This window comes from Mucilaginibacter phenanthrenivorans (assembly GCF_024721155.1).
Classification (GTDB): Bacteria; Bacteroidota; Bacteroidia; order Sphingobacteriales; family Sphingobacteriaceae; genus Mucilaginibacter; species Mucilaginibacter phenanthrenivorans.
Map to the genome: position 1 here is coordinate 121,975 of NZ_JAHVAP010000008.1, position 22,397 is coordinate 144,371.

17 protein-coding genes are annotated in these 22,397 nt (G+C 42.5%); all 17 read left to right on the plus strand.

The genetic code is table 11. From position 1 onward, the window contains the following. Positions 1-90: 90 nt before the first annotated feature. A complete protein-coding gene (locus KXD93_RS20025; RefSeq protein ID WP_258139127.1) occupies positions 91-2,007 on the plus strand; it encodes a tetratricopeptide repeat-containing sensor histidine kinase in 1,917 nt (638 codons plus the stop codon). Between the two features lie 251 nt (positions 2,008-2,258). Beyond that, positions 2,259-3,329, plus strand: a complete 1,071-nt coding sequence (locus tag KXD93_RS20030; protein WP_258139128.1) for a fatty acid desaturase — start codon at positions 2,259-2,261, stop codon at positions 3,327-3,329. A 190-nt stretch (positions 3,330-3,519) separates the two neighbouring features. Next, positions 3,520-5,052 (plus strand): TolB family protein, encoded by a 1,533-nt coding sequence (locus tag KXD93_RS20035; protein ID WP_258139129.1) that lies wholly within the window; start codon positions 3,520-3,522, stop codon positions 5,050-5,052. Positions 5,053-5,066: 14 nt separating this feature from the next. Beyond that, on the plus strand, positions 5,067-5,987 hold the full coding sequence (locus tag KXD93_RS20040) for a sugar phosphate isomerase/epimerase family protein (RefSeq protein WP_258139130.1): 921 nt from the start codon (positions 5,067-5,069) through the stop codon (positions 5,985-5,987). 433 nt (positions 5,988-6,420) lie between these two features. Beyond that, complete coding sequence (locus KXD93_RS20045; RefSeq protein WP_258139131.1) at positions 6,421-8,100, plus strand: GMC oxidoreductase; 1,680 nt, start codon at positions 6,421-6,423, stop codon at positions 8,098-8,100. A 34-nt stretch (positions 8,101-8,134) separates the two neighbouring features. After that, on the plus strand, positions 8,135-9,568 hold the full coding sequence (locus KXD93_RS20050) for a Gfo/Idh/MocA family protein (protein ID WP_258139132.1): 1,434 nt from the start codon (positions 8,135-8,137) through the stop codon (positions 9,566-9,568). A gap of 115 nt (positions 9,569-9,683) precedes the next feature. Continuing rightward, the gene (locus tag KXD93_RS20055) at positions 9,684-10,301 is read left to right on the plus strand and encodes a gluconate 2-dehydrogenase subunit 3 family protein (protein WP_258139133.1); all 618 of its coding nucleotides are present in this window, start codon (positions 9,684-9,686) and stop codon (positions 10,299-10,301) included. A gap of 135 nt (positions 10,302-10,436) precedes the next feature. Continuing rightward, complete coding sequence (locus KXD93_RS20060) at positions 10,437-11,606, plus strand: Gfo/Idh/MocA family protein (RefSeq protein ID WP_258139134.1); 1,170 nt, start codon at positions 10,437-10,439, stop codon at positions 11,604-11,606. A gap of 111 nt (positions 11,607-11,717) precedes the next feature. Beyond that, the gene (locus tag KXD93_RS20065) at positions 11,718-12,770 is read left to right on the plus strand and encodes a sugar phosphate isomerase/epimerase family protein (protein ID WP_258139135.1); all 1,053 of its coding nucleotides are present in this window, start codon (positions 11,718-11,720) and stop codon (positions 12,768-12,770) included. A gap of 46 nt (positions 12,771-12,816) precedes the next feature. Then, positions 12,817-14,124: an MFS transporter gene (locus KXD93_RS20070; protein ID WP_258139136.1), complete on the plus strand. Its 1,308-nt coding sequence runs from the start codon at positions 12,817-12,819 to the stop codon at positions 14,122-14,124. Positions 14,125-14,185: 61 nt separating this feature from the next. Continuing rightward, positions 14,186-14,617 (plus strand): c-type cytochrome, encoded by a 432-nt coding sequence (locus KXD93_RS20075; RefSeq protein WP_258139137.1) that lies wholly within the window; start codon positions 14,186-14,188, stop codon positions 14,615-14,617. A 75-nt stretch (positions 14,618-14,692) separates the two neighbouring features. Then, positions 14,693-15,583: a hydroxypyruvate isomerase family protein gene (locus KXD93_RS20080; RefSeq protein ID WP_258139138.1), complete on the plus strand. Its 891-nt coding sequence runs from the start codon at positions 14,693-14,695 to the stop codon at positions 15,581-15,583. Positions 15,584-15,710: 127 nt separating this feature from the next. Then, entirely contained in the window at positions 15,711-16,586 is an 876-nt protein-coding gene (locus KXD93_RS20085) for a sugar phosphate isomerase/epimerase family protein (RefSeq protein ID WP_258139139.1), read from the plus strand. Between the two features lie 130 nt (positions 16,587-16,716). After that, positions 16,717-17,481, plus strand: coding sequence for a 3-keto-disaccharide hydrolase (locus KXD93_RS20090; protein ID WP_258139140.1), 765 nt, complete (start codon positions 16,717-16,719; stop codon positions 17,479-17,481). Between the two features lie 97 nt (positions 17,482-17,578). After that, complete coding sequence (locus tag KXD93_RS20095) at positions 17,579-20,035, plus strand: glutaminase family protein (RefSeq protein WP_258139141.1); 2,457 nt, start codon at positions 17,579-17,581, stop codon at positions 20,033-20,035. Positions 20,036-20,059: 24 nt separating this feature from the next. Continuing rightward, positions 20,060-20,851: an NIPSNAP family protein gene (locus KXD93_RS20100; RefSeq protein ID WP_258139142.1), complete on the plus strand. Its 792-nt coding sequence runs from the start codon at positions 20,060-20,062 to the stop codon at positions 20,849-20,851. Further along, the gene (locus tag KXD93_RS20105; protein WP_258139143.1) at positions 20,851-22,284 is read left to right on the plus strand and encodes a phytoene desaturase family protein; all 1,434 of its coding nucleotides are present in this window, start codon (positions 20,851-20,853) and stop codon (positions 22,282-22,284) included. Before KXD93_RS20100 ends, KXD93_RS20105 begins: the two co-directional genes overlap by 1 nt. Positions 22,285-22,397 lie beyond the last annotated feature (113 nt).

Here is a 22,397-nt window from a genome sequence, read left to right on the forward strand (position 1 = left end):
TTTTTAGCGATTGAATTCTTGCAGATCTATGCGGATGGTAAGCTTAATGCTCACAACAACCTTTGCTAGCTTAATACCGTATTAATGCCCATGAGAGGTTTTATAATTTTATTATCACTTCTGCTAATCTTTAAACTATCTATTGCCCAACCGGGTCAGCGAAGTCATATCGCTGGTGGTAAGGCTTCGTCGTCACATGCTGATATAGATAATTTAAATAACGTAGCTTATGATATTTTCCTAAGCGAACCTGATTCTGCGCGTAAAATAGCGGAAAACGCCTTGCTACTTTCTCAAAAATCTAACTACTCATTAGGAATGGGCCGTAGTTTTTATAACATTGGACTTATTTACTGGTCGCAATCCTATTATACCATAAGCTTATTCTATCTCAATTCAGCAACAAACTATCTGTCCTTAAGTCATCCTATGGAGCTTTCTGATTGTTTCAATGCACTCGGTCGTACTTATGCTGATCTTGGAAATTATAAACAAGCGTTAGTTGAGTTAAACAGATCGCTTAGTCTTGCAGGAAATGATACTACCAGGATTGCCGAAGTCCATAGTCAACGCTCGTATGTTTATTTTGCCGAAAAGAATTATGATAAGGCAATTGTAACCGCACAATATGCACTGAAGCTAAACCTAAGCGTTGATGCTACAGGGAACGTAGCTGTTTTATATGCACGTTTGGGAGGCATATACCGCTGTAAGAAAAACTATCGCGCTGCCCTTGATTATGATGATGTTGCTTACGATCTCAGCAAAAAAACATTCAACAAAAGGTTACGGGCTAAAATGTATGTTGAATATGCTTTAATAAACAATGAACTTCATAAATATGACCTTGCTATAAGTTATGCAAAAAAGGGCGCGAGCCTTGCAGACAGTATTGGAGTTGTTGATGCGGAAGCAGGCGCTTATAACGCTATGGTGAAGAGTTATGAGCTGAAAAATGATTTACAGGGCGCACTGGCGTACCAAAAGAAATATACGGCAATGAATGATAGTATAAGCGCGTCGGCCAGGTTAAAAACCGTAAAACTTATACAAAACTATTATGCCCTAAACTCAAAGTTGGAGGGCATTAAGCTGATGGAGGCAAATGATATTGAAAATAAAGCTAAAATAAAAGCCCAAACCCGGTTGATTTTAATCTTGTCCGTTTCCTTATTGGTATTAATATCCCTGTTGTTTGTTACCTTTTATCTTTATAAACAAAAGAAGATACTTAGTAGCAAATTAGGTATTCAGCATAATGCCCTGTTGGATCAAAAACAGTTAATTGAAATCCAAACAGCAGATCTGCAATCAGTAAACGGACTTAAGGATAAATTGCTCGCCGTTATCGGGCATGATTTACGCACCCCGGTTGCTAACATGAGCAATATTGTTGAGATGTTTAACGACGGCTATCTCAATGAAAGTGAAGTTGGCGACTTAATGAAGGAGATAGCCCCGATAATTAAAGGGGCCGAGTTAACGCTTTCAAATCTTACCGAATGGGCAGGAAGTCAGATAAAAGGAAGAAATGTAAATTCTACCAACGTTGATATATTTTTGCTTGGGGTTGAAATGGAGCAAACCTTTACGCATCATCTTCAATTAAAAAATATTGAATTTGTTAACCAGGCCTATGCAGGACAATCTGTACTTGCCGACGAGAACCATATAAAAGTTATCTTACGTAACCTGGTTAGCAATGCTATTAAATTTACCGATAATAAGGGGAACATAAAACTCTCTACAAAAATTGAGGGTAATTCAATAGTGGTTAGTGTAACAGACACGGGCAAGGGAATGAACCGCAGCGAAATTGAAAAGTTATTTTCCATTAATACACACTTCTCTCATTCGGGTACCTCGGGCGAAAGGGGAACAGGTATCGGTTTGCTTTTATGCAAGGAACTTGTTGAGCTAAATGGTGGTAAATTGTCGGTAAAATCAGTAGTTGGCAAGGGTAGCACATTTTACTTCAACCTGCCGTTAATGGGCGCTTACGCTTAATAAATCGTAAAATATTTTAATTTTTTTGACGATTTTTTTCCTGTTTGTTAAAGATTTTTAAAATCAATAAAATCCTCCTTTAAGGTATCCTCAGGCCTGTTTTACAGACATTATCATGACAATTCTTGATGAATTTGGGGTTAAGTATTCGTTATGGTTGTGTTTTAAATGCTTTTACTAATGAAATAATATCTACTTTACGGTGTTCTAATTACAGTTAGACTATAAATTAAACTCTTTCCCCATTTATAATGGCATTTTTAAACACGGTACTTGAACCACCTGCTTACGGGTGGACGGATGAATCTGGCAATCTCTCGAAACCTACCCAACAACAAATTTTTAAGGAATTTTTTTCGAGGTTGAATGTGTTTAAGGATAAAAAAAATTGGCTTTCATTTCTTAGCTGGATGCTGATAGTGTGCCTTGCGCCTTTTTTAGGTTTATTTATTTTTAAATATTTCTCAATAACCGGTCTGGTAGTCGCGTTTGTTTATAGTATGATTTTCATGGGTACTCATGGTACTATTTGGCACCACAGGTATTGTACACATGGCGCTTATACATTTACCAATAAATTCTGGCGTTTTTTTACACAAAACCTTACCCTCAAAATAATTCCTGAAGAGATTTACGCCGTGTCGCACCATGTGCACCACGCGTTGTCTGATCAGCCCGGCGATCCGTATAATGCCCAGGGTGGTTTTTTATATTGTTTTTTGGCTGATGTAAATCACCAGCCCATAAATCGTAATATGAGTGAAAAGGATTATGCAAAATGCGTTAACTTAATGAAGCATACCGGCGTTACTACCAATACTTATGCCCAGTATAAAAAATGGGGCACATTGGCGCCTCCGTTGCGTACCATTATCGGGATAATATTAAACTGGAGCTTTTGGTTTGCTGCTTTCTATTTAATAGGTGGGCCTGCTTTGGCCTGTGCTGTTTTTGGAGCAGCAGGTTTTTGGGCCGTAGGGGTGCGCACCTTTAATTTTGAAGGGCATGGTAAGGGCGAGGATAAGCGTAAGGAGGGCGTTGATTATAACCGTGCCGATATGTCGATAAACCAGATCTGGCCGGGTTTCGTGGCCGGCGAATGGCATAACAATCATCACCTGTATCCTAAAAGTGCGCGTTCAGGTTTTAAACCTTACCAGGTTGACCTCGCGTTTTATTATATAAAGCTGTTGAGCCTTATTGGCGCCGTGAGTTCGTATCGCGATTCAAAAAAGGAATTTTATGCGGACTACTGCAAAGTGATTGTTGATGATAAAAAGGAATTTAAAGTACCAAAGGAAACGGCACTTGTTACCGAATAATTACGGATAAGAATATTTAACAATACTGCAAAGCCCCTCAAAACAGGGGCTTTGGTTGTTTTATACAGTTGCGTGTAACAATATTACTCGGCCATTCAAAAAGCGGATTAATGTTAAAAAAGTATTATTTGGTTTACAATTGGTTTTCTAACTTAGTAAACCGATTACACATTGTCAAAACCTAAATTCAATGAAACAGAAGATCTTGTACTTTTTTCTTTTTACTGTGGCTTTTGCTTTTTTTGCTCCTCGTGTACGCGCTCAAAATGCCGTTGGCATATTTGACAACCAAAGCGATGTAGGCGTAATCAAGCACCCGGGCACTGCTCAATTCGATGCTCATGAACAGGTCTATAATTTATCAGGTTCCGGAAGTAATATTTGGGCCAAAGCAGATGGGTTTCATTTTGTATGGAAAAGAATTAAGGGCGATTTTATATTACGAACCAATGCGGCATTTATAGGCAAAGGCGTTGAAATGCACCGCAAGATCGGCCTAATGATCCGCACTTCATTGGATTCAACTTCAAAACACGTGAATGCGGTGGTTCATGGCGATGGGTTAACGTCATTGCAATTCCGTAAAACAGTTGGCGGCGAAACGGAAGAGGAAAAATCAACACTTACACATGCTGATGTTATCCAGCTGGAACGTAAAGGGAATGTTTACACCATGTCGGTAGCACGAAAGGGTGAACTATTTGTAACCGAAGAAGTAAGCGATGTTGATTTAGGCGACGAAGTATATGTGGGGTTGTTTATCTGCTCACACAATGCCACTGTTACCGAAAAGGCCACGTTTAATAATGTGCGAATAGTGGTGCCTGCCCCAGCCGACCTGGTGCCATATAAGCAATATCTGGGCAGCAATATCGAGATCCTTGATTTAGAAAGCCAGAACAGCAGGATAATCTATCAGTCGCCAAAATCATTGCAGGCGCCAAATTGGATGAACGACGGCAAACGCTTGCTCTATAACAGCGAGGGCCTGCTTTATACCTTCGATCTGAAAACGAATACACCAACCGTATTTAATACCGGATCGGCAAAAAATAACAATAACGACCATGTGCTTTCATTCGACGGAAAGTGGTTGGCAATAAGCAGCGCAGATAAAACCAGCAATTCCATTGGATGGGTGGTGTCCACAAAGGGAGGGGAGCCAAGACGAATGAACGAGATTGGTCCATCGTATATGCATGGCTGGTCGCCTGATGGTAAATACATCGTTTTCTGTGGATCGAGAAATAACGAATATGATATCTATCGCATCCCGTCTGCGGGCGGCGCGGAGGAAAGGCTAACCACCTCACCCGGTCTGGATGATGGCCCTGAGTATTCGCCTGATGGGAAATATATCTATTTTAACTCTGTAAGAAGTGGGCTGATGCAGGTATGGCGCATGAAGGCTGATGGAAGCGAACAAACCCAAATAACAAACGACGATTATAACAATTGGTTCCCGCACATTTCGCCCGACGGTAAATGGATAGTGTATATTACCTTTTTGAAAAATGAAGTTACGCCGAGTGATCATCCCTTTTACAAGCATGTTTATCTTAGGTTGATGCCCGTAGGCGGTGGCCCATCAAAAGTTGTTGCCTATCTTTATGGCGGGCAGGGCACTATAAATACCCCATCCTGGACGCCAGACAGTAAGCATTTAGCTTTTGTAAGTAATACCAATTTATTGTTTCCTGTATTCCCGGTTGCGGGTAATTAAAATTTGATCAGAAAATGAATTCATCACGCAGAAATTTTATAAAAAATAGTGCAATGGTTGTTGCTGGTGCAGCGCTAATGCCAGATCTGGCATTGGCTGATCCGAAAAAGATCACCAGGTTAGGTGTACAGCTTTACACCGTAAGGGACGCGATGGGCAAGGATCCGATGGGTACCCTGAAAAAATTAAGTGAAGGGGAAGTAAAGCATGTGGAACACGCTAATTATATCGATCGTAAGTTTTATGGTTATACCGCCAAAGAATTTAAGAAAATCTTGAATGACCTATCCATGCAAATGCCAAGCGGTCATACGGTAATGACGGCCCATGATTGGGATACCGACAAAAAGGACTTTACCGATAAATGGAAATATACCATTGATGATGCGGCAGAAGTTGGCCAGCGCTATGTGATAAGCCCATGGTTGGATGAGGACCTGCGCACCAATCTTGACGGATTAAAACGCTTTATGGAACAATTCAACAAATGCGGCGAGTTATGCAAGGCGCATGGAATGAAGTTTGGCTATCATAATCACGACTTTGAATTCGGTACAAAAGTAGGAGATGGTAATTTGTTCGATTTTATTTTGAATAACACGGACCCGTCGCTCGTGGCCCAACAGCTGGATATAGGAAATATGTACGGATCACCCGGCGGCATTGCTTTGGATGTGATTAATAAATATCCCGATAGGTTTGAGCTGATGCATGTTAAGGATGAAATTAAAAGTTCGACTAACGGCGAAATGGGGCATGGTTTTGAAAGTACGATATTAGGCCAGGGGATTTTGCCGTTAAAGGATATCTTAAAGGCTGCCCGCAAAAAGGGAGGTACTTCACAGTTTATTATTGAACAGGAATCGTACCAGGGAAAGGATCCCATTGATTGTGTAAAAATTGACTTACAAATAATGAAAAAATGGCTATTCTAACAGTATAAATTCTAACTTACGGCCGGTTTTGAGTCTGCACTGCAATAAGAAGTTCAAAGAAAATTGTTCTACGTAATCAACCTCAAAATCCCCGGAAATTAAACTGAAGTTATTTTGCATTTTATATTTATAAATGTTAATTATACATGATTTTTTGCTAAAACAATTTAAGTGCAGCCAAACAACGATGAGGTAACAATTGCACGTTAATATTGGTAATATCGACAGCATTACCGATTGAGCAGGTTGACGCGCTAAGTGCTTTGTAATCAGGAATGTATTTCAGATGCCCGTTGCTAACTAACAAGTGCAAACTATAAATCGGCCTATTGTGTGGAAAAAACACAATGAAAATATTTGTTCAATAATTTTTTGTTCATACATTTAACAATTACCGATCTATAAATTTATTTAACCTTTTATACATTATAACATGTCTGCAAATACATATGACGCGATTGTCATTGGTTCAGGTATCTCGGGTGGGTGGGCCGCTAAGGAACTGACTGAAAGGGGTTTAAAAACCATTATGCTGGAGCGCGGCCGTAACATCGAGCACATTAAAGATTATGTGAACGCCAATAAAGATCCCTGGGAATTTCCACACAGAGGTGGCCGCACACAGGAAATGATAGCGGATTACCCTGTTCTTAAGCGCGATTACCCGTTAAATGAAACTAATCTTGATTATTGGGCAAGTGATAAAGACAGCCCATATACCGAAGTTAAGCGCTTCGATTGGTTTAGAGGGTATCATGTTGGTGGTCGTTCATTAATGTGGGGAAGGCAGTCATATCGTTGGGCAGACATTGATTTTGAAGCTAATTTAAACGACGGTATAGGTACCGATTGGCCTATTCGTTATAAGGATCTTGCGCCGTGGTATAGCTATGTTGAGAAATTTGCAGGCATTTCCGGCAATAAGGATCACCTTTCAATTCTGCCCGATGGTGATTTTATGCCACCGATGGAGATGAACGTTGTAGAAAAGGATGTTGCGAAGCGCGTGATGGAGCATTATAAAAACCAGCGTGCCATGATCATTGGCCGTACAGCTAACATCACCCAGCCTTTGCAGGCCCGCACAAATTGCCAATACCGTAATAAATGTTGGTTAGGTTGCCCGTTTGGCGCGTATTTTAGTACGCAATCATCAACTTTACCGGCTGCTATGGCTACCAAGAATTTAACTGTTCGCCCATGGTCAATAGTAACCAAAATCCTTTACGATAAGGATACCAAAAAGGCGAAAGGCGTAGAAGTGCTTGATGCGGAAACCAATCAGACTTATGAATACTTTGCAAAGGTAATTTTCCTTAATGCCTCTGCCTTAAACAGCGCATGGGTACTAATGAATTCAGCAACTGATATCTGGCCTGGTGGCTTGGGCAGCAGCAGCGGTGAATTAGGCCATAATGTGATGGATCACCACCTTGGTGTAGGTGCATCGGGGACTGTTGAAGGTTACCAGGATAAATATTATTTTGGCCGCAGGGCTAATGGGATCTACATTCCGCGCTACAGGAACCTGAATGGCGAAAAACGTGACTATATTCGTGGTTTTGGATACCAGGGCAGCGCGGGCCGCGAAAATTGGAGCCGTGATATTGCCGAAATGAACATTGGCGGGGCATTTAAGGATGCATTAACCGAACCGGGTGCATGGAGCATGGGGATCGGCGGTTTCGGCGAAACTTTGCCGTACCACGAAAACAAGATCACCCTTGATAAAACTAAAAAGGACAAATGGGGATTGAATATCCTGTCGTTCGACGTTGAGGTTAAGGACAATGAAAAGAAGATGCGTATCGACATGGCAAATGACGCCAAGGAAATGCTGGAGGCTGCAGGTTTGAAAAATGTGAATTCTTTTACCAGCAATGGCGTTTTAGGTAGGGGAATCCACGAAATGGGAACTGCGCGTATGGGCCGCGACGCAAAAACGTCGGTGCTTAACGAGTGGAACCAGGTGTGGGACGCAAAGAATGTGTTTGTAACTGATGGAGCGGCTATGGCCTCTAGCGCTTGCCAGAACCCATCACTTACTTATATGGCGCTTACCGCCCGTGCCGCCGCACATGCTGTGGAAGAACTGAAAAAGAATAACATCTAAAAACCTACTTAACAACATACAAAAACTAAATACAATGGCTGAAGAAAAAGAAACCGTTCAAAAAGCAAACCCTTCCCGCAGGGAGTTTCTGAAAACCACAACAGTAGCTGCTGCAGGCTTTATGATAGTTCCCCGCTTTGTTTTGGGCGGAAAGGGCTATACCGCACCGAGCGATAAACTGCTGGTTGCCGGATGTGGCGCCGGAGGAAAAGGACAAAGCGATATCGCCAATTTTTACAAAAGCGGTAAAGCCGAAATTGCTTATTTGTGCGACGTGGATGACAGGCAGGCTGCTAAAACACGTGCAAAATTTCCGAAAGCAAAATATTATAAAGACTGGCGCGAAATGTACGACAAGGAGTCGAAGAATTTTGATGCCGTTTCTGTTTCAACCCCAGATCATAACCATGCCATCATAGCTTACCATGCTATGCAATTGGGTAAGCACGTATATGTTCAAAAACCACTAACCCATGATATTTGGGAGGCCCGCATGTTAACCGAGGCTGCTAAAAAATATAAAGTGGTAACACAAATGGGTAACCAGGGCTCATCAAATGACGGCACACGTTTAATGTCGGAATGGTACGATGCTGGTTTAATTGGCGATGTACACACCGTATATTGCTGGACAAACCGCCCCGTTTGGCCTCAGGGTATCAAATGGCCGGCCCCTGAACCTAATATCCCGAAGGAATTGGATTGGGATTTATGGTTAGGTACCGCACCTAAAAAGGATTACGTTAATAAACTGGTGCCATTTAACTGGCGCGGCTGGTGGGATTACGGAACCGGTTCATTAGGCGATATGGGGTGCCACCTTGTGGAAGCACCTTTCAGGGTATTAGGCATCCAATATGCTAAGGATGTACAAGCTAGTGTAGGCAGTGTTTATGTTGATTCCTTCGAAGAAGGACATTTTCCTGAAAGCTGCCCTCCATCAAGCCACATTACCCTGACGTTCCCGAAAACTGAAAAAACAAAAGGCGATGTTACCTTACACTGGATGGACGGTGGCATTGAGCCTGAAAGACCTGATGAACTGTTAGCTAATGAAGATTTTGGCGGCGAGCAAGGCAATGGTACATTGTTTATTGGTACAAAAGGTAAAATGTATGCCAGCACCTATTCTGATGCTGCTACACTGCTGCCAACTGCTTTAACTAAGGACGCAAAAGCCCCTCAAAAGTGGGCACGTGTGCCTGGTGGTGCTGATGGGCACTATGCGCAATGGGTTGAAGGATGTATCGCTGGTTACGGTAAAACAGAGTTAAGCTCATCATTTGATAAGGCTGGCCCGCTTACTGAGGCATTGCTGATGGCAAATCTTGCGGTACGCGGCCATGAACTTAAAGGCGGAAGGATAAAGCTTTTATGGGATAACAAAGCCATGAAGGTTACAAACTTTGATGATGTTAACCAATATGTAAAACGCCAGTATCGCCAAGGCTGGGAACTTAAAGCATAAGGTAAAAGAATGAATTAGTGAATTGGCGAATTAGTGATTGAAAAGTTTCGATCACTAATTCAATTAATCACTAACTCGTTATTCACAAAATTACTAATTCACCAATTCACTAATTATGAATAGAAGAGATGCCATTGGAAGAGTAGCCCTGTTGATGGGGGGCGCTGTGATAGGTGCTGAATTCTTTATTTCGGGCTGTAAAAATGGCCCTGGTAAGGTTGAGGACCTGTTTGACGCAGATACTGTAGCTTTTTTAAACGAAGTTGCTGATACCATTTTGCCGACAACAAGCTCGCCGGGTGCAAAAGCTGCCAACGTTGGCCATTTTATGGCGGTAATGGTGCAGGACTGCTATTGGCCCAAGAATCAAAAAACGTTTTTAGAAGGTATTTCAAAGCTGGACGACGCCAGTGCAAAGAAATTCAGCGGAAAATTTATGTCGCTGACCGCTCAGCAAAAAACGGATCTGCTGGTTGATTTAGATAAGGAGCAGAAGGAATACACCAAAAAGAACGAAGCCTCTGAGCGGGAAGATAGCAAGCACAGAAACGATCCGGATTATAAAGGTCCGACAGTTGAACCGCACTATTTCAGGATGATGAAGGAGCTTACCTTATTAGGTTACTTTACATCAGAAATTGGTGCAACCAAGGCATTACGCTACGTTGCCGTACCAGGACATTACGATGGAAACCTGCCCTACAAAAAAGGCGATAAAGCCTGGGCGACCTGATAAGTTAGTGAGTGGTTGATTAGGTTGAATGGGTTGATTAAGTTTTTTACAACTTTAACTCATTCAACTTAAATAACCCATTCTAACTCAATCAACTTAATCAAACTTATTCAACTCAATCAACACTAAAAAAACATGGCTCACAGAAAACTCCGCATGGGGATGATAGGCGGGGGGAAAGACGCATTTATTGGCGCTATACACCGGATTGCCGCTAATATGGACGGCTTAATTGAACTGGTATGCGGCGCGTTAAGCGTACATAAAGAAACCGCGATTGAAAGCGGTCATATACTGTTCTTACCTGAAGACCGTATCTACACGAACTACGAGGAAATGATAACGGCAGAAAGTAAGCTGCCTGAGGATAAAAGGATGGATTTTGTAACCATTGTTACACCAAACTTTGCTCACTTTGCACCTGCAATGATGGCGCTTGATCATGGCTTTAACGTAGTTATCGAAAAACCAATAACTTTTACACTTGACGAAGCTAAAGCACTAAGAGAAAAGCTGGAAGAAACCGGCTTGATGTTACTGCTTACCCACACCTACTCGGGCTACCCGATGGTTAAGGAGGCAAAGCAAATTGTGAAAGGCGGATCGTTAGGAAAGGTCAGGAAAATTTATGTGGAATATATCCAGGGTTGGTTAAGCAAGCTTTCGGAAAGAGAAGGTAATGCGCAAGCTGCTTGGAGAACCGACCCTAAAAAATCCGGTAAAAGCGGTTGCATGGGCGACATTGGCACACATGCCGCTCACTTGGCCGAGTATATCTCGGGATTAAAAATAACACAGCTAAACGCATCATTAAACGTAGTTGTTGAAGGCAGAATGCTTGATGATGACGGCGCTATTTTATTACGCTTTGAAGATAACGCTACCGGCGTTCTAACTGCATCGCAAATTGCGGCGGGAGAAGAAAATGCTTTAAAAATTCGAGTTTACGGTGAAAACGGTAGCCTTGAATGGGCACAGCAGGAGCCAAACACCCTTACAATTAAGTGGACTGATAAACCGGCACAAATATTAAGGGCTGGTGCTAATTATGGCGACAGAGAATCGTCTTACGCTGTTCATAACACCCGCACGCCTGGAGGGCATCCTGAAGGTTACCTCGAAGCATTTGGTAATCTGTATCGCAATTTTGCATTATCGTTACAAGCGAAACTAAACAACGAAGAAGCAAAACCCGAATGGCTGGATTTTCCGGGCATTGAAGACGGCATAAGAGGCATGGCATTTATTGAAAATGTAGTTGCCTCGAATAACAGCAACGAGAAGTGGACGGATTACGTTATCTGATGTGCGGATATGTAAATGTGCGGATGTGCGAATAATTTGAAAATGTGTTGATTTATTTATCACCTCCGTTCACCAATGACTAATGACACAATGACCAATGACTAACAGAAAATGACTACAATAAAAGGACCTGCATTATTTATAGCACAGTTTATAGGCGATACCGCGCCGTTTAACAGCCTTGAAGGCATTTGCAAATGGGCTAAGGATCTTGGCTATAAAGGGCTTCAGCTACCAACGTTGGATTCTCGTTTTATCGATCTGCAAAAAGCGGCTGAAAGCAAGGGTTATGCGGAAGACCTGAAGGGCGAGATCAATTCATATGGACTGGAAATTACCGAACTTTCAACCCATTTACAGGGCCAACTGGTAGCGGTTAATCCTGTTTATGACGATCTTTTTGACGGATTCGCACCAAAAGAATTACGTAAAAACCCGAAGGCCCGCCAGGAGTGGGCGGTACAGCAGTTAAAATATGCTGCAAAGGCTTCTCAAAACCTGGGCCTGAATGCGTCTGTTACTTTTAGCGGTGCGTTGCTTTGGCCAATGGTTTACCCATGGCCGCAAAGACCGGCGGGTATTGTTGAAACCGGGTTTGATGAATTGGCTAAACGCTGGAAACCTATCCTTGATGTTTACGAGGACTGTGGAATAGATCTATGTTATGAGGTTCATCCGGGAGAAGACTTGCATGACGGCATTACCTACGAGATGTTTTTGGACAAGGTGAACAATCACGCCCGTGCGTGCTTGCTGTATGATCCATCGCATTTTGTTTTACAGTGCCTTAACTATTTGGAATATATTGATAATTACCACGAGCGTATAAAAATGTTCCATGTTAAGGATGCAGAGTTTAACCCAACCGGGAAGCAAGGTGTTTACGGTGGCTACCAGAACTGGATCGACCGTGCGGGCCGTTTTCGCTCATTAGGCGACGGACAGGTTGATTTTAAAGCGATTTTTAGTAAACTTACACAATATAATTATACCGGCTGGGCAGTGCTTGAATGGGAATGCGCCTTGAAACATCCGGAAGACGGCGCCCGCGAGGGAGCGGAGTTTATTAAAAACCACATTATCAGGGTTACCGAAAAGGCCTTTGATGATTTTGCAGCATCAGGATCTGACGATGCCTTTAATCGTAAAACGCTTGGTATTTAAAAACAAACCAATTATTTAAAAACTATTATAACCTAAAATTAGTAAAATGCAATCCATTAACCGTACTCAACTCTTTAGGGCAAGCTGCTTGTCGCTACTGGTAACATCGCTTTCATTTGGCATCAGGGCCGGGATTCTCAACGACCAGGGGGTAAGATTCCACCTAAATGCATCTGAATTAGGTACCATAGCCGCTACAGCGTTTTGGGGATTTCCATTGGCCATTATTGTAGGTGGGTTTATTGTAGATATCATCGGTATGAAAAAACTATTGGTTTCTGCCTTTGTATTTCATCTTATCGGTATTTTATTGACCATTTTTGCCAACGGTTACTGGACTTTATTTTTATCGACCCTATTGATAGGTATCGCGAACGGCACGGTTGAGGCTTCGTGTAACCCATTAGTAGCATCGCTTTTTACGGATAACAAAACAACAAAGCTTAACCATTTCCATCTTTGGTTTCCCGCTGGGATAGTTATTGGCACGTTGCTTGTTTTTGGCCTTGATTATACATTTGCTCATGGAGTATCGCCTAAACCGTATTGGATATCGCAACTCGAAATTGCTGCGATGTTAATCCCTACATTAATTTATGGGTTCCTGTTCTCTAAGCTGGAGTTCCCGGTAACCGAAAGAGTAGCGGCGGGTGTTAGTACCGGAGATATGTATAAGGCATTGATCAATCCCTTGTTCCTTTTTATGATAATATGCATGTTTGGTACAGCGATTACCGAGTTATTTACAAATCAATGGACTGACGTGCTTTTTAAAACGGTTACAGATAATGCTATCCTTATATTAACTTTTGTTGCGTCTGTACAAGTGCTGGGGCGCGCATTCGCCAGCCCTATTGTTCACAAGCTCGCGCCGCAGGGCGTTTTACTAATTTCTGCGATACTTTCTGCCTTGGGCATTTACCTGATGGTTCACCTGCATGGCGATGCTATTTATTTTGCAGCAGTTGTTTTTGGGTTGGGAGTAGCCTTTTTCTGGCCGTGTATGATAGGTTTTGTTGCAGAGAATCTTCCGCGTACCGGAGCCGTAGGACTTAACCTTATGGGCGGCGCCGGCATGTTCGGTGTGTCTATCTATATGATTTTTATGGGTGGATATTATGATCGGATCATGGCACAGAAACTTCCTCACGGGGCAAGCCTCGATGCCTATCGTTCTGCTGCCGGTGGTACGGATATGGCCAAGGCATTTGATGCAGCGAGGTCTGCAGCAGGGCCGGAAGTTTTAAATACTACACTTATCATTCCTGTCGTATTGATTTTTGCGTTCGCTGGTTTGGTAATTTATATGCGCTCTAGAAATAAGACAGCTCCTTTAAAATCAGCGGTTGTTTAAACAACAAAATATTAAAATTTTAATTCAATAATCCCTTATAACAACAAACAAGACACTAAAAATGAAGAAAGTTTTTGCAATCCTATTAATAAGTGCAGCAATATCTGCTTGCGGTGGTGGTTCTAAATCAGGCGGCGGTGCCGACAGCACAGCAGCAGCCGACCAAACCGCTAAGTCCGCTCAACCAAATGCTGATACCAGTGCAGGTAAAACCGGCGCAGCGGATGCAGGTGCAGCAGCCCCTGCTATTAAGTTAATGGCCAGTCTTGATTGCAATACTTGCCACAAAGCGGATGTTAAAGTGGTGGGCCCAGCCTTTAAGGACATAGCAGCCAAATACCCACCGACCGACGCTAATATTGATACTTTGGCTAATAAGGTTATCAAAGGTGGTAAAGGCCATTGGGGCGACATCGCAATGAGCGCTCACCCATCCTTAGCTGTTGGCGACGCTAAAACCATAGTTAAATACATTTTATCGCTCCATAAATAAATAGTATAAAGGAGTATTTCAATTGTGTCGATACAGAAAAGTTCTGTATCAAAAGGAACATAAACAAAACCAGCTATGGCAATTAAGCAAAACAGGCGGTCGGCAATAAAGAATATTGTAGCCGGTACTGCTGCTATCACCGCAACAGGCATGTTATCATCATTTACAACAGACGACAGAAAGGAAGAGTTGAGCGACAAACTAAAAGGCAATATAAACCATTCCGTTTCGCCATGGTGCTATAGCGAGCTCACGCTCGACCAGCTTTGCGTAACAGCTAAAGAGATCGGCATCACCGGGATCGACCTGTGTGGTCCTAAGGATTGGCCTACGCTTCAAAAGCATGGCATGTATTCGCCAATGTGCAACGGAGCCGAGATTAATCTTACCGATGGCTTTGGTGATACCGAGTTTCATGAACGGTTGATAAAAAGCTATACTGAAATGATTCCCCTGGTTGCCAAAAATGGTTATACCAACCTGATCTGCTTCAGTGGCAGCAAGCGTGGCAAGGACGATGAAACCGGTTGGAAGAATTGCGAGGAAGGCTTAAAAAAACTATTGCCGTTGGCCGAAAAGCATAAAGTTGTTTTGTGCATGGAATTGCTAAATAGCAAAATAGACCATAAGGATTACCAATGCAATACATCGAAATGGGGCGCTGAGTTGGCTAAAAGAATAGGGTCAGAGAACTTTAAATTGTTGTTCGATATCTATCATATGCAGATTGATGAAGGCGATATCATCAGGAACATAACCGATCATCACCAATATATCGCACACTACCATACAGGAGGGATTCCGGGTCGTCATGAAATTGACGATACCCAGGAACTTTATTATCCTGCCGTAATGCGTGCCATTGCCGCTACCGGCTTTAAAGGCTATGTAGGGCAGGAGTTTGTTCCGAAAAACGTGGACAAGATTGCTTCGTTGAGAAAAGCTATCCAAATTTGTGATATTTAGCTGGTCATTGGGCTGTAGTCATTGGTCAAAAAAAGCCTGCAGCTGCCATGAACTATGAACCATCAACTATGAATTAATACTCCGTTAAACCAAATACATCTAATACACTCTATAAATACAAAAACCTATGAGTACCAGGAGAGAATTTTTAACCCAGGCCGGGATGGTGACGGCAGGCCTGATGATAGCGCCGCATTTAGTATCGGCAAAGCCAAAAAGTGTAGTTGGTTTACAGCTATACAGTTTGCGCGACCAGCTACCAAAAGACGTAAAGGGCGTTATTGCTAAAGTTGCCGCAGCCGGCTATAAGGAAGTGGAGCCATTTGGTTATTCGAAACAAAATGGCTTTTGGGGACTTAATGCTAAAGATTTCAGCAGTTTGTTAAAGGACAATGGGCTAACCACGCCAAGCGCGCATTTTGATATGAACGGATATTTGGTTGACGGTAAAACTGAAGCGTTTGACTCGTATATCGAGGCCGCTAACATTACCGGGATGACCTATGTGATTATTCCATCCATCAATGGCGAGGTGTTGAAAAGTGCCGACCAGTTTAAAATGGTTGCCGAAAAAATGAATAAGGCTGCGGAGATCTGTAAAAAAGCAGGTTTGCAGTTGGGTTACCACAACCACAACTTTGAATGGAAACCCATCGACGGAACTACCTTTTATGATACGATTTTAAAGGAAACTGACGCTAAGTTGGTACACATGGAAATGGATATTTTCTGGGTGGTACGCGCCGGGCAGAATCCGGTTAAGTTATTTGAACAACACCCGGGGAGGTTTGCATTATGCCACATCAAGGACAGGGATAAAACCCAAACTGATTTGAATACCGAAATTGGCAAAGGTAGTATCGACTTTAAATCAATTTTAAGCCATGCGAAGCTTGCTGGTTTGAAACACTTTATCGTTGAACAGGAAAACTACATCAACATTGATCCTTATGTAAGCATTGCCGAAAGCGCTGCTTATTGCAAGAATGTGTTGCACGTGTAGTTAACGGTTGATGAAGTTGAGTAGGTTGAATAAGTTTATTTAGTATTGCAAATACAACCTAATCAACTGAATCTAACTCAATCAACTTACTAAACTCAATCTAACTTAATTAGCAACTAAATTAACTAAAATGAAATACTCACTATTATTAACCGCAGCCCTGGCAGGAAGCTTTTTTATGGCGAATGCACAGCAGGCTAAACCAGAAGATACCGAAGTATGGGACCCAATCCCGAAGGTGGTAACTCCCGGTAATACATTCAGGGATGCACCGTCTGACGCCGTAATTTTGTTTGACGGGAAGGGCCTTGACAAATGGGTTCAGGCAGATGACCAAACAGATGCCAAATGGGATGTGAAGGGCGATGTGCTCACCGTAAATAAAAAATATGGTAATATAGAAACCAAACAAAAATTCACCAATTACCAATTACACCTTGAATGGAAGGTGCCGGCAAGTATTACCGGTTCGGGACAGGCAAGGGGAAACAGCGGTGTGTTTTTAGCATCATTAGGTAAAGGCGATGCAGGTTATGAATTACAGGTTTTAGATTCGTACAATAACAAAACATATGTTAATGGTATGGCTGGGAGTATCTACAAACAGGCTATTCCTTTGGCTAATCCGGGCAGAAAGCCGGGCGAATGGCAAACTTATGATGTAATCTGGACTGCTCCAACGTTTAATACAGACGGCACAGTGAAAACACCTGCAAAAGTAACTGTGTTTTTCAACGGCGTTTTGGTTGAAAATGATTTTACCCTGCTCGGTCCAACAAAATATATCGGGAAACCTGAATACATTCAACATGGCCCTGCATCGATCAAATTGCAGGCGCACGGCGACAAAAGCGAACCCCTAAGCTACCGCAACATCTGGGTGCGGGAGTTGTAAAAATATTACTTCATAGTTGATGGTTCATAGTTTATATTTGTGAACCATCGGCTATGAAGTATTATTGAGGCCGGCGTAAAACTATTATCCCTACATCATGAACAAAAAACTAACGATAGCATTATTGCTGCTTGCGTTTGCCTGTAATTTAGTTAACGCCCAGGTTACAAAGGCCCCGGCTTATCCCTTAATTACCCACAATACCTATTTCAGCATCTGGTCGATGACGGATAGCTTAAACGCGCATCCAACAAGGCATTGGACAGGTAAGGACCAATCGTTGATCGGGATGATTAAGGTTGATAACACCGTTTATCGTTTTTTGGGTAAGGATGTACCATCTTATGCAACCATACTACCTGCGGCAGACGAGCAAGCCTATAAATGTCAATATACCGAAGCAGAACCAACCGGTAACTGGCAGGAAGTGAAATATGACGATTCCAAATGGCAAACAGGAACTGCGCCGTTTTCAGATGATAAAAAACAGGCTAAAACCGTTTGGGCAAGCAAGGATATTTGGGTTAGAAGAACCTTTGCACTTAATGATCTGAAAATCGATCGTTTGTTTTTAAAGCTATACCATGATGATAATGTAGAAGTATATTTAAACGGCGAGAAAATCTATAATAAAGTTGGTTGGGTAAGCGACTTTAAGCTTATCCCCCTAAAAGAAAAAATCAAAAACAGTCTGATTAAAGGCAAAAATGTGCTGGCCATCCATTGCGCAAACACCGCCGGCGGTGCATGGCTTGATGCTGGATTAGTTAACGAAGTAAAAGCCAAGCCGACAGGCATATTATTGGCTAAACAAAAAGATGTTACCGTAAATGCAACCCAAACCATTTATGATTTTGAGTGTGTTGGTGTCGATCTGAAGCTAACATTTACCTCTCCGCTGTTAATGAACGACTTAAACCTTTTCTCAAGGCCGGTTTCATATATCAGCTATAAGGTAAAATCAAACGATGGCAAAAACCATAATGTTAAGGTGTTTCTCAGCGCTTCAACAGCTATAGCAGTTAACACGCCCACACAAACTGTCACCGCGCAAAAATATCTTACGCAATCATTATCAGTTCTTAAGGCCGGAACTGTAGCTCAACCGATACTGCAGAAAAAGGGCGACGACCTGCGGATTGACTGGGGATATATGTACGTAGCCGCGCCGGCTGCTGCAAAGGCGGTACAATACATAACAACACAGGGAGAATCGGTAAACTCATTTCTTGGCCAAGGAGCCAATACCCTGGTAAAACAGGGAAAACAATTGGCTTTAAATACAGTGATTGATTTTGGAAGTATAGGAGCTGTAGCAAAGGAAAAATTTGTAGAGCTTGGTTATGATGATATCTACTCGGTTCAATACTTTAAACAAAATTTAAAGCCATGGTGGAAAACCACTGGTGCAACTATCGATAAGGAATTAACTACCGCAGCTGCAGATTATACATCTGTAATACAGAAATGCGATGCCTTTAACAAGAGCATGTACAGCGCTGCATTAAAGGCAGGGGGTAAAAACTATGCTGATCTGTGTGTATTGGGCTATCGTCAAAGTATTGCTGCACATCAACTGTTAAAAAGTCCGCAGGGAACTGTTTTATTCCTTTCTAAGGAAAACTTTAGCAATGGATCGATAAATACCGTGGACGTAACTTATCCGTCGGCCCCGTTATACTTAATTTATAATCCAAGGTTACTGGAAGGGATGTTAAATGGCATCTTTTTTTATTGCGATGGAAAAAATTGGGGGCATGACTTTGCTGCGCATGATTTGGGAACTTACCCGCTTGCCAATGGACAAACCTATGGTGAAAATATGCCGGTTGAGGAATCAGGCAACATGATTATACTTACCGCTGCTATAGTAAAGGCAGAAGGCAATACAGCATACGCCAAAAAGCATTGGAAAACACTAAGTGTTTGGGCGAATTATTTAAGCGAGAATGGATTTGATCCGGGTAACCAGCTTTGTACAGATGATTTTGCCGGGCATTTGGCGCGTAATGCAAATTTATCGGTGAAGGCAATTGTGGCTTTAGGCGCTTATGCCGATATGGCCGACAAGCTTGGCCAAAAGGCTGTAGCACAAAAATACAAAGCTATCGCCCTGGACATGGCCAACAGGTGGCAAAAGCTTGCCGATGCCGGCGACCACTATTCATTAGTGTTTGAGAAAAAAGATACCTGGAGCCAGAAATATAACCTGATTTGGGATAAGGTTTTAGGTCTGCATTTATTCCCGGCGCAGGTTTATAAAAAGGAGATCGACTATTATTTAACCAAACAGAACGAATTCGGTTTACCGTTGGATAGCCGAAAAACCTACACTAAATCAGATTGGATTGTTTGGACTGCATCGTTGGCTGACAATCAAAAGGATTTTAAAGCGCTGATCGACCCCGTTTATAAATACGCTACCGAAACACCATCGCGGGTGCCACTAAGTGATTGGCATGAAACCAAAGATGGTAAAATGGTAGGCTTCCAGGCACGCAGCGTTGTGGGGGGATATTTTATGAAGATGCTGGAAGCGAATTGGGTAAAATAAATTCACAAAGTTAACCATTGAACTATGAAGGGATTAAGAAAACTTCGATACCTGTTTTTAACTGTAGTCATTGCTGTTTTGGTAAGTTTTAGCAGTATTGTTAAGGCTGCAGATGGTTATTATTACCAGTTAAAGATCTATCATTTTAAAACCCAGACGCAGGAAGACCTGGCGGATAAATATTTGCAAAATGCATACTTGCCGGCACTTCACAGGTTGGGCGTTAAGTCGGTAGGGGTATTTAAACCTGTCGAGGGTGATACTTTGGGTAAACGCATCTACGTATTTATCCCGTTCAAAACCTGGGATCAGTTTAAAAAAGCTGACCAGCAATTAACCGCCGATCAGCAATATCAAACCGATGGCAAGGATTTTATAGATGCATCATATAAAGACGCTCCGTATACCCGCATAGAAACTATTTTACTGAGCGCCTTTCCTAAAATGTTATTCGCGGCTGTTCCAGAGCTTACGGCAAAAAAGACTGACCGGATCTATGAGCTGCGCAGTTACGAAAGTGCAACCGAGAAATACAATGTGAACAAGGTGAAAATGTTTAATGACGGCGATGAGGTTGCCTTGTTTAAACGACTTGGATTTAACGCGGTATTTTATTCAGAAGTGATAGCAGGAGCGCACATGCCAAACCTGATGTATATGGTTACCTTTAATAGTATGGCCGATCATGATAAGCTTTGGAAGGCATTTGGTGAAGACCCTTATTGGAAAACCTTGTCGGCAAAGGCGGAATACCAGAACAATGTGTCGCATGTGGACGCTATATTTTTGCATCCGGCCGCTTATTCTGATTTCTAATGAAGCTTGAAAGAAGGGATTACGACGCCATAGTGGTAGGCTCCGGGCCTAACGGTTTGGCTGCGGCAATCCTGATGCAGCAAAAAGGGCTGTCGGTTTTATTGTTGGAAGGCAAACCAACCATTGGAGGTGGTTTGCGAACCGCCGAACTTACCTTGCCCGGTTATCTTCATGACATCTGTTCGGCCGTACACCCGCTTGCAGTGGCATCTCCATTTTTTGAGACATTACCTTTAGACAATCACGGACTTGAATATTTATACCCTGAAATAGCTGCCGCTCATCCATTTGATAATGGCACCGCTACAATATTAAAAGGCACCGTTGAAGAAACGGCAAACCTGCTAGGTGATGACGCTGCAGGGTATGTCAAACTAATCGAACCGGTGGTAAAGGATTGGCCATTAATTGCTTCAGACGTATTAGGACCTTTACATTTTCCCAAATACCCGCTGAGGATGGCTAGGTTTGGTTTACCTGCCCTAACTTCCGCCAGCAATTTGGTAAAGCGTTTTAAAACTCCCGAAGCAAGGGGATTACTCGCAGGCATGGCAGCCCATTCAATCCAGCCATTAACTAATTTAGCCACTTCTGCCATCGCATTGGTATTGATGGCGAATGGCCACTTAAAGGGCTGGCCAATTCCTAAAGGCGGATCAAACCAGATTGCCAATGCCCTGGTATCGTATTTTACTTCGATAGGGGGCAAAATAGAGACAAATACTTACATTACTTCATTACAGCAATTGCCATCTGCTCATGCTGTTTTGTTTGATGTAACACCAAGGCAATTACTGAAAATTGCCGGGCATAAGTTTTCATCCATTTATAAATGGCAAATGGAACGCTACAGGTATGGCGCTGGGGTTTTTAAGATAGATTGGGCGTTGGATACCCCGATTCCATTCACCGCCGACGGGTGCCACAAGGCTGGGACTATTCATATCGGTAATACTTTTGAAGAAATAGCCAAGGCGGAACAGGAGATCTGGGATGGTAAACATCCGGATAAGCCGTTTGTACTACTCGCCCAACCGACTATAATAGATCCAACCCGCGCACCGCAGGGAAAACATACCGCCTGGGCTTATTGCCACGTTCCGAATAGTTCGGAAAAAGATATGACAGCCATTATTGAAAACCAGGTAGAACGATTTGCTCCGGGATTTAAAGACACCATCCTCGCAAGGCATACCATGAACACGGTGCAAATGGAGGAATATAATCCTAACTATATCGGTGGTGATATTAATGGTGGTGTAATTGATCTCGGCCAATTGTTTACACGCCCTGTGTTGCGGTGGTCGCCCTATAAGACATCTGCAAAAGGACTTTATATCTGCTCATCATCCACTCCGCCCGGAGGAGGTGTTCACGGTATGTGTGGTTATCATGCGGCAAAAAGAGCATTGAAGGATGTCTTTAACCGCTGATTTTAACCGTTGATTTTTTAATGATTAAACGATTTCGTTGATTTGAATTTGTTAGGAAATCAACGAAATCATTTAATCATCTTTAATCAACGGTTCGTTTACGAACTTTTTGT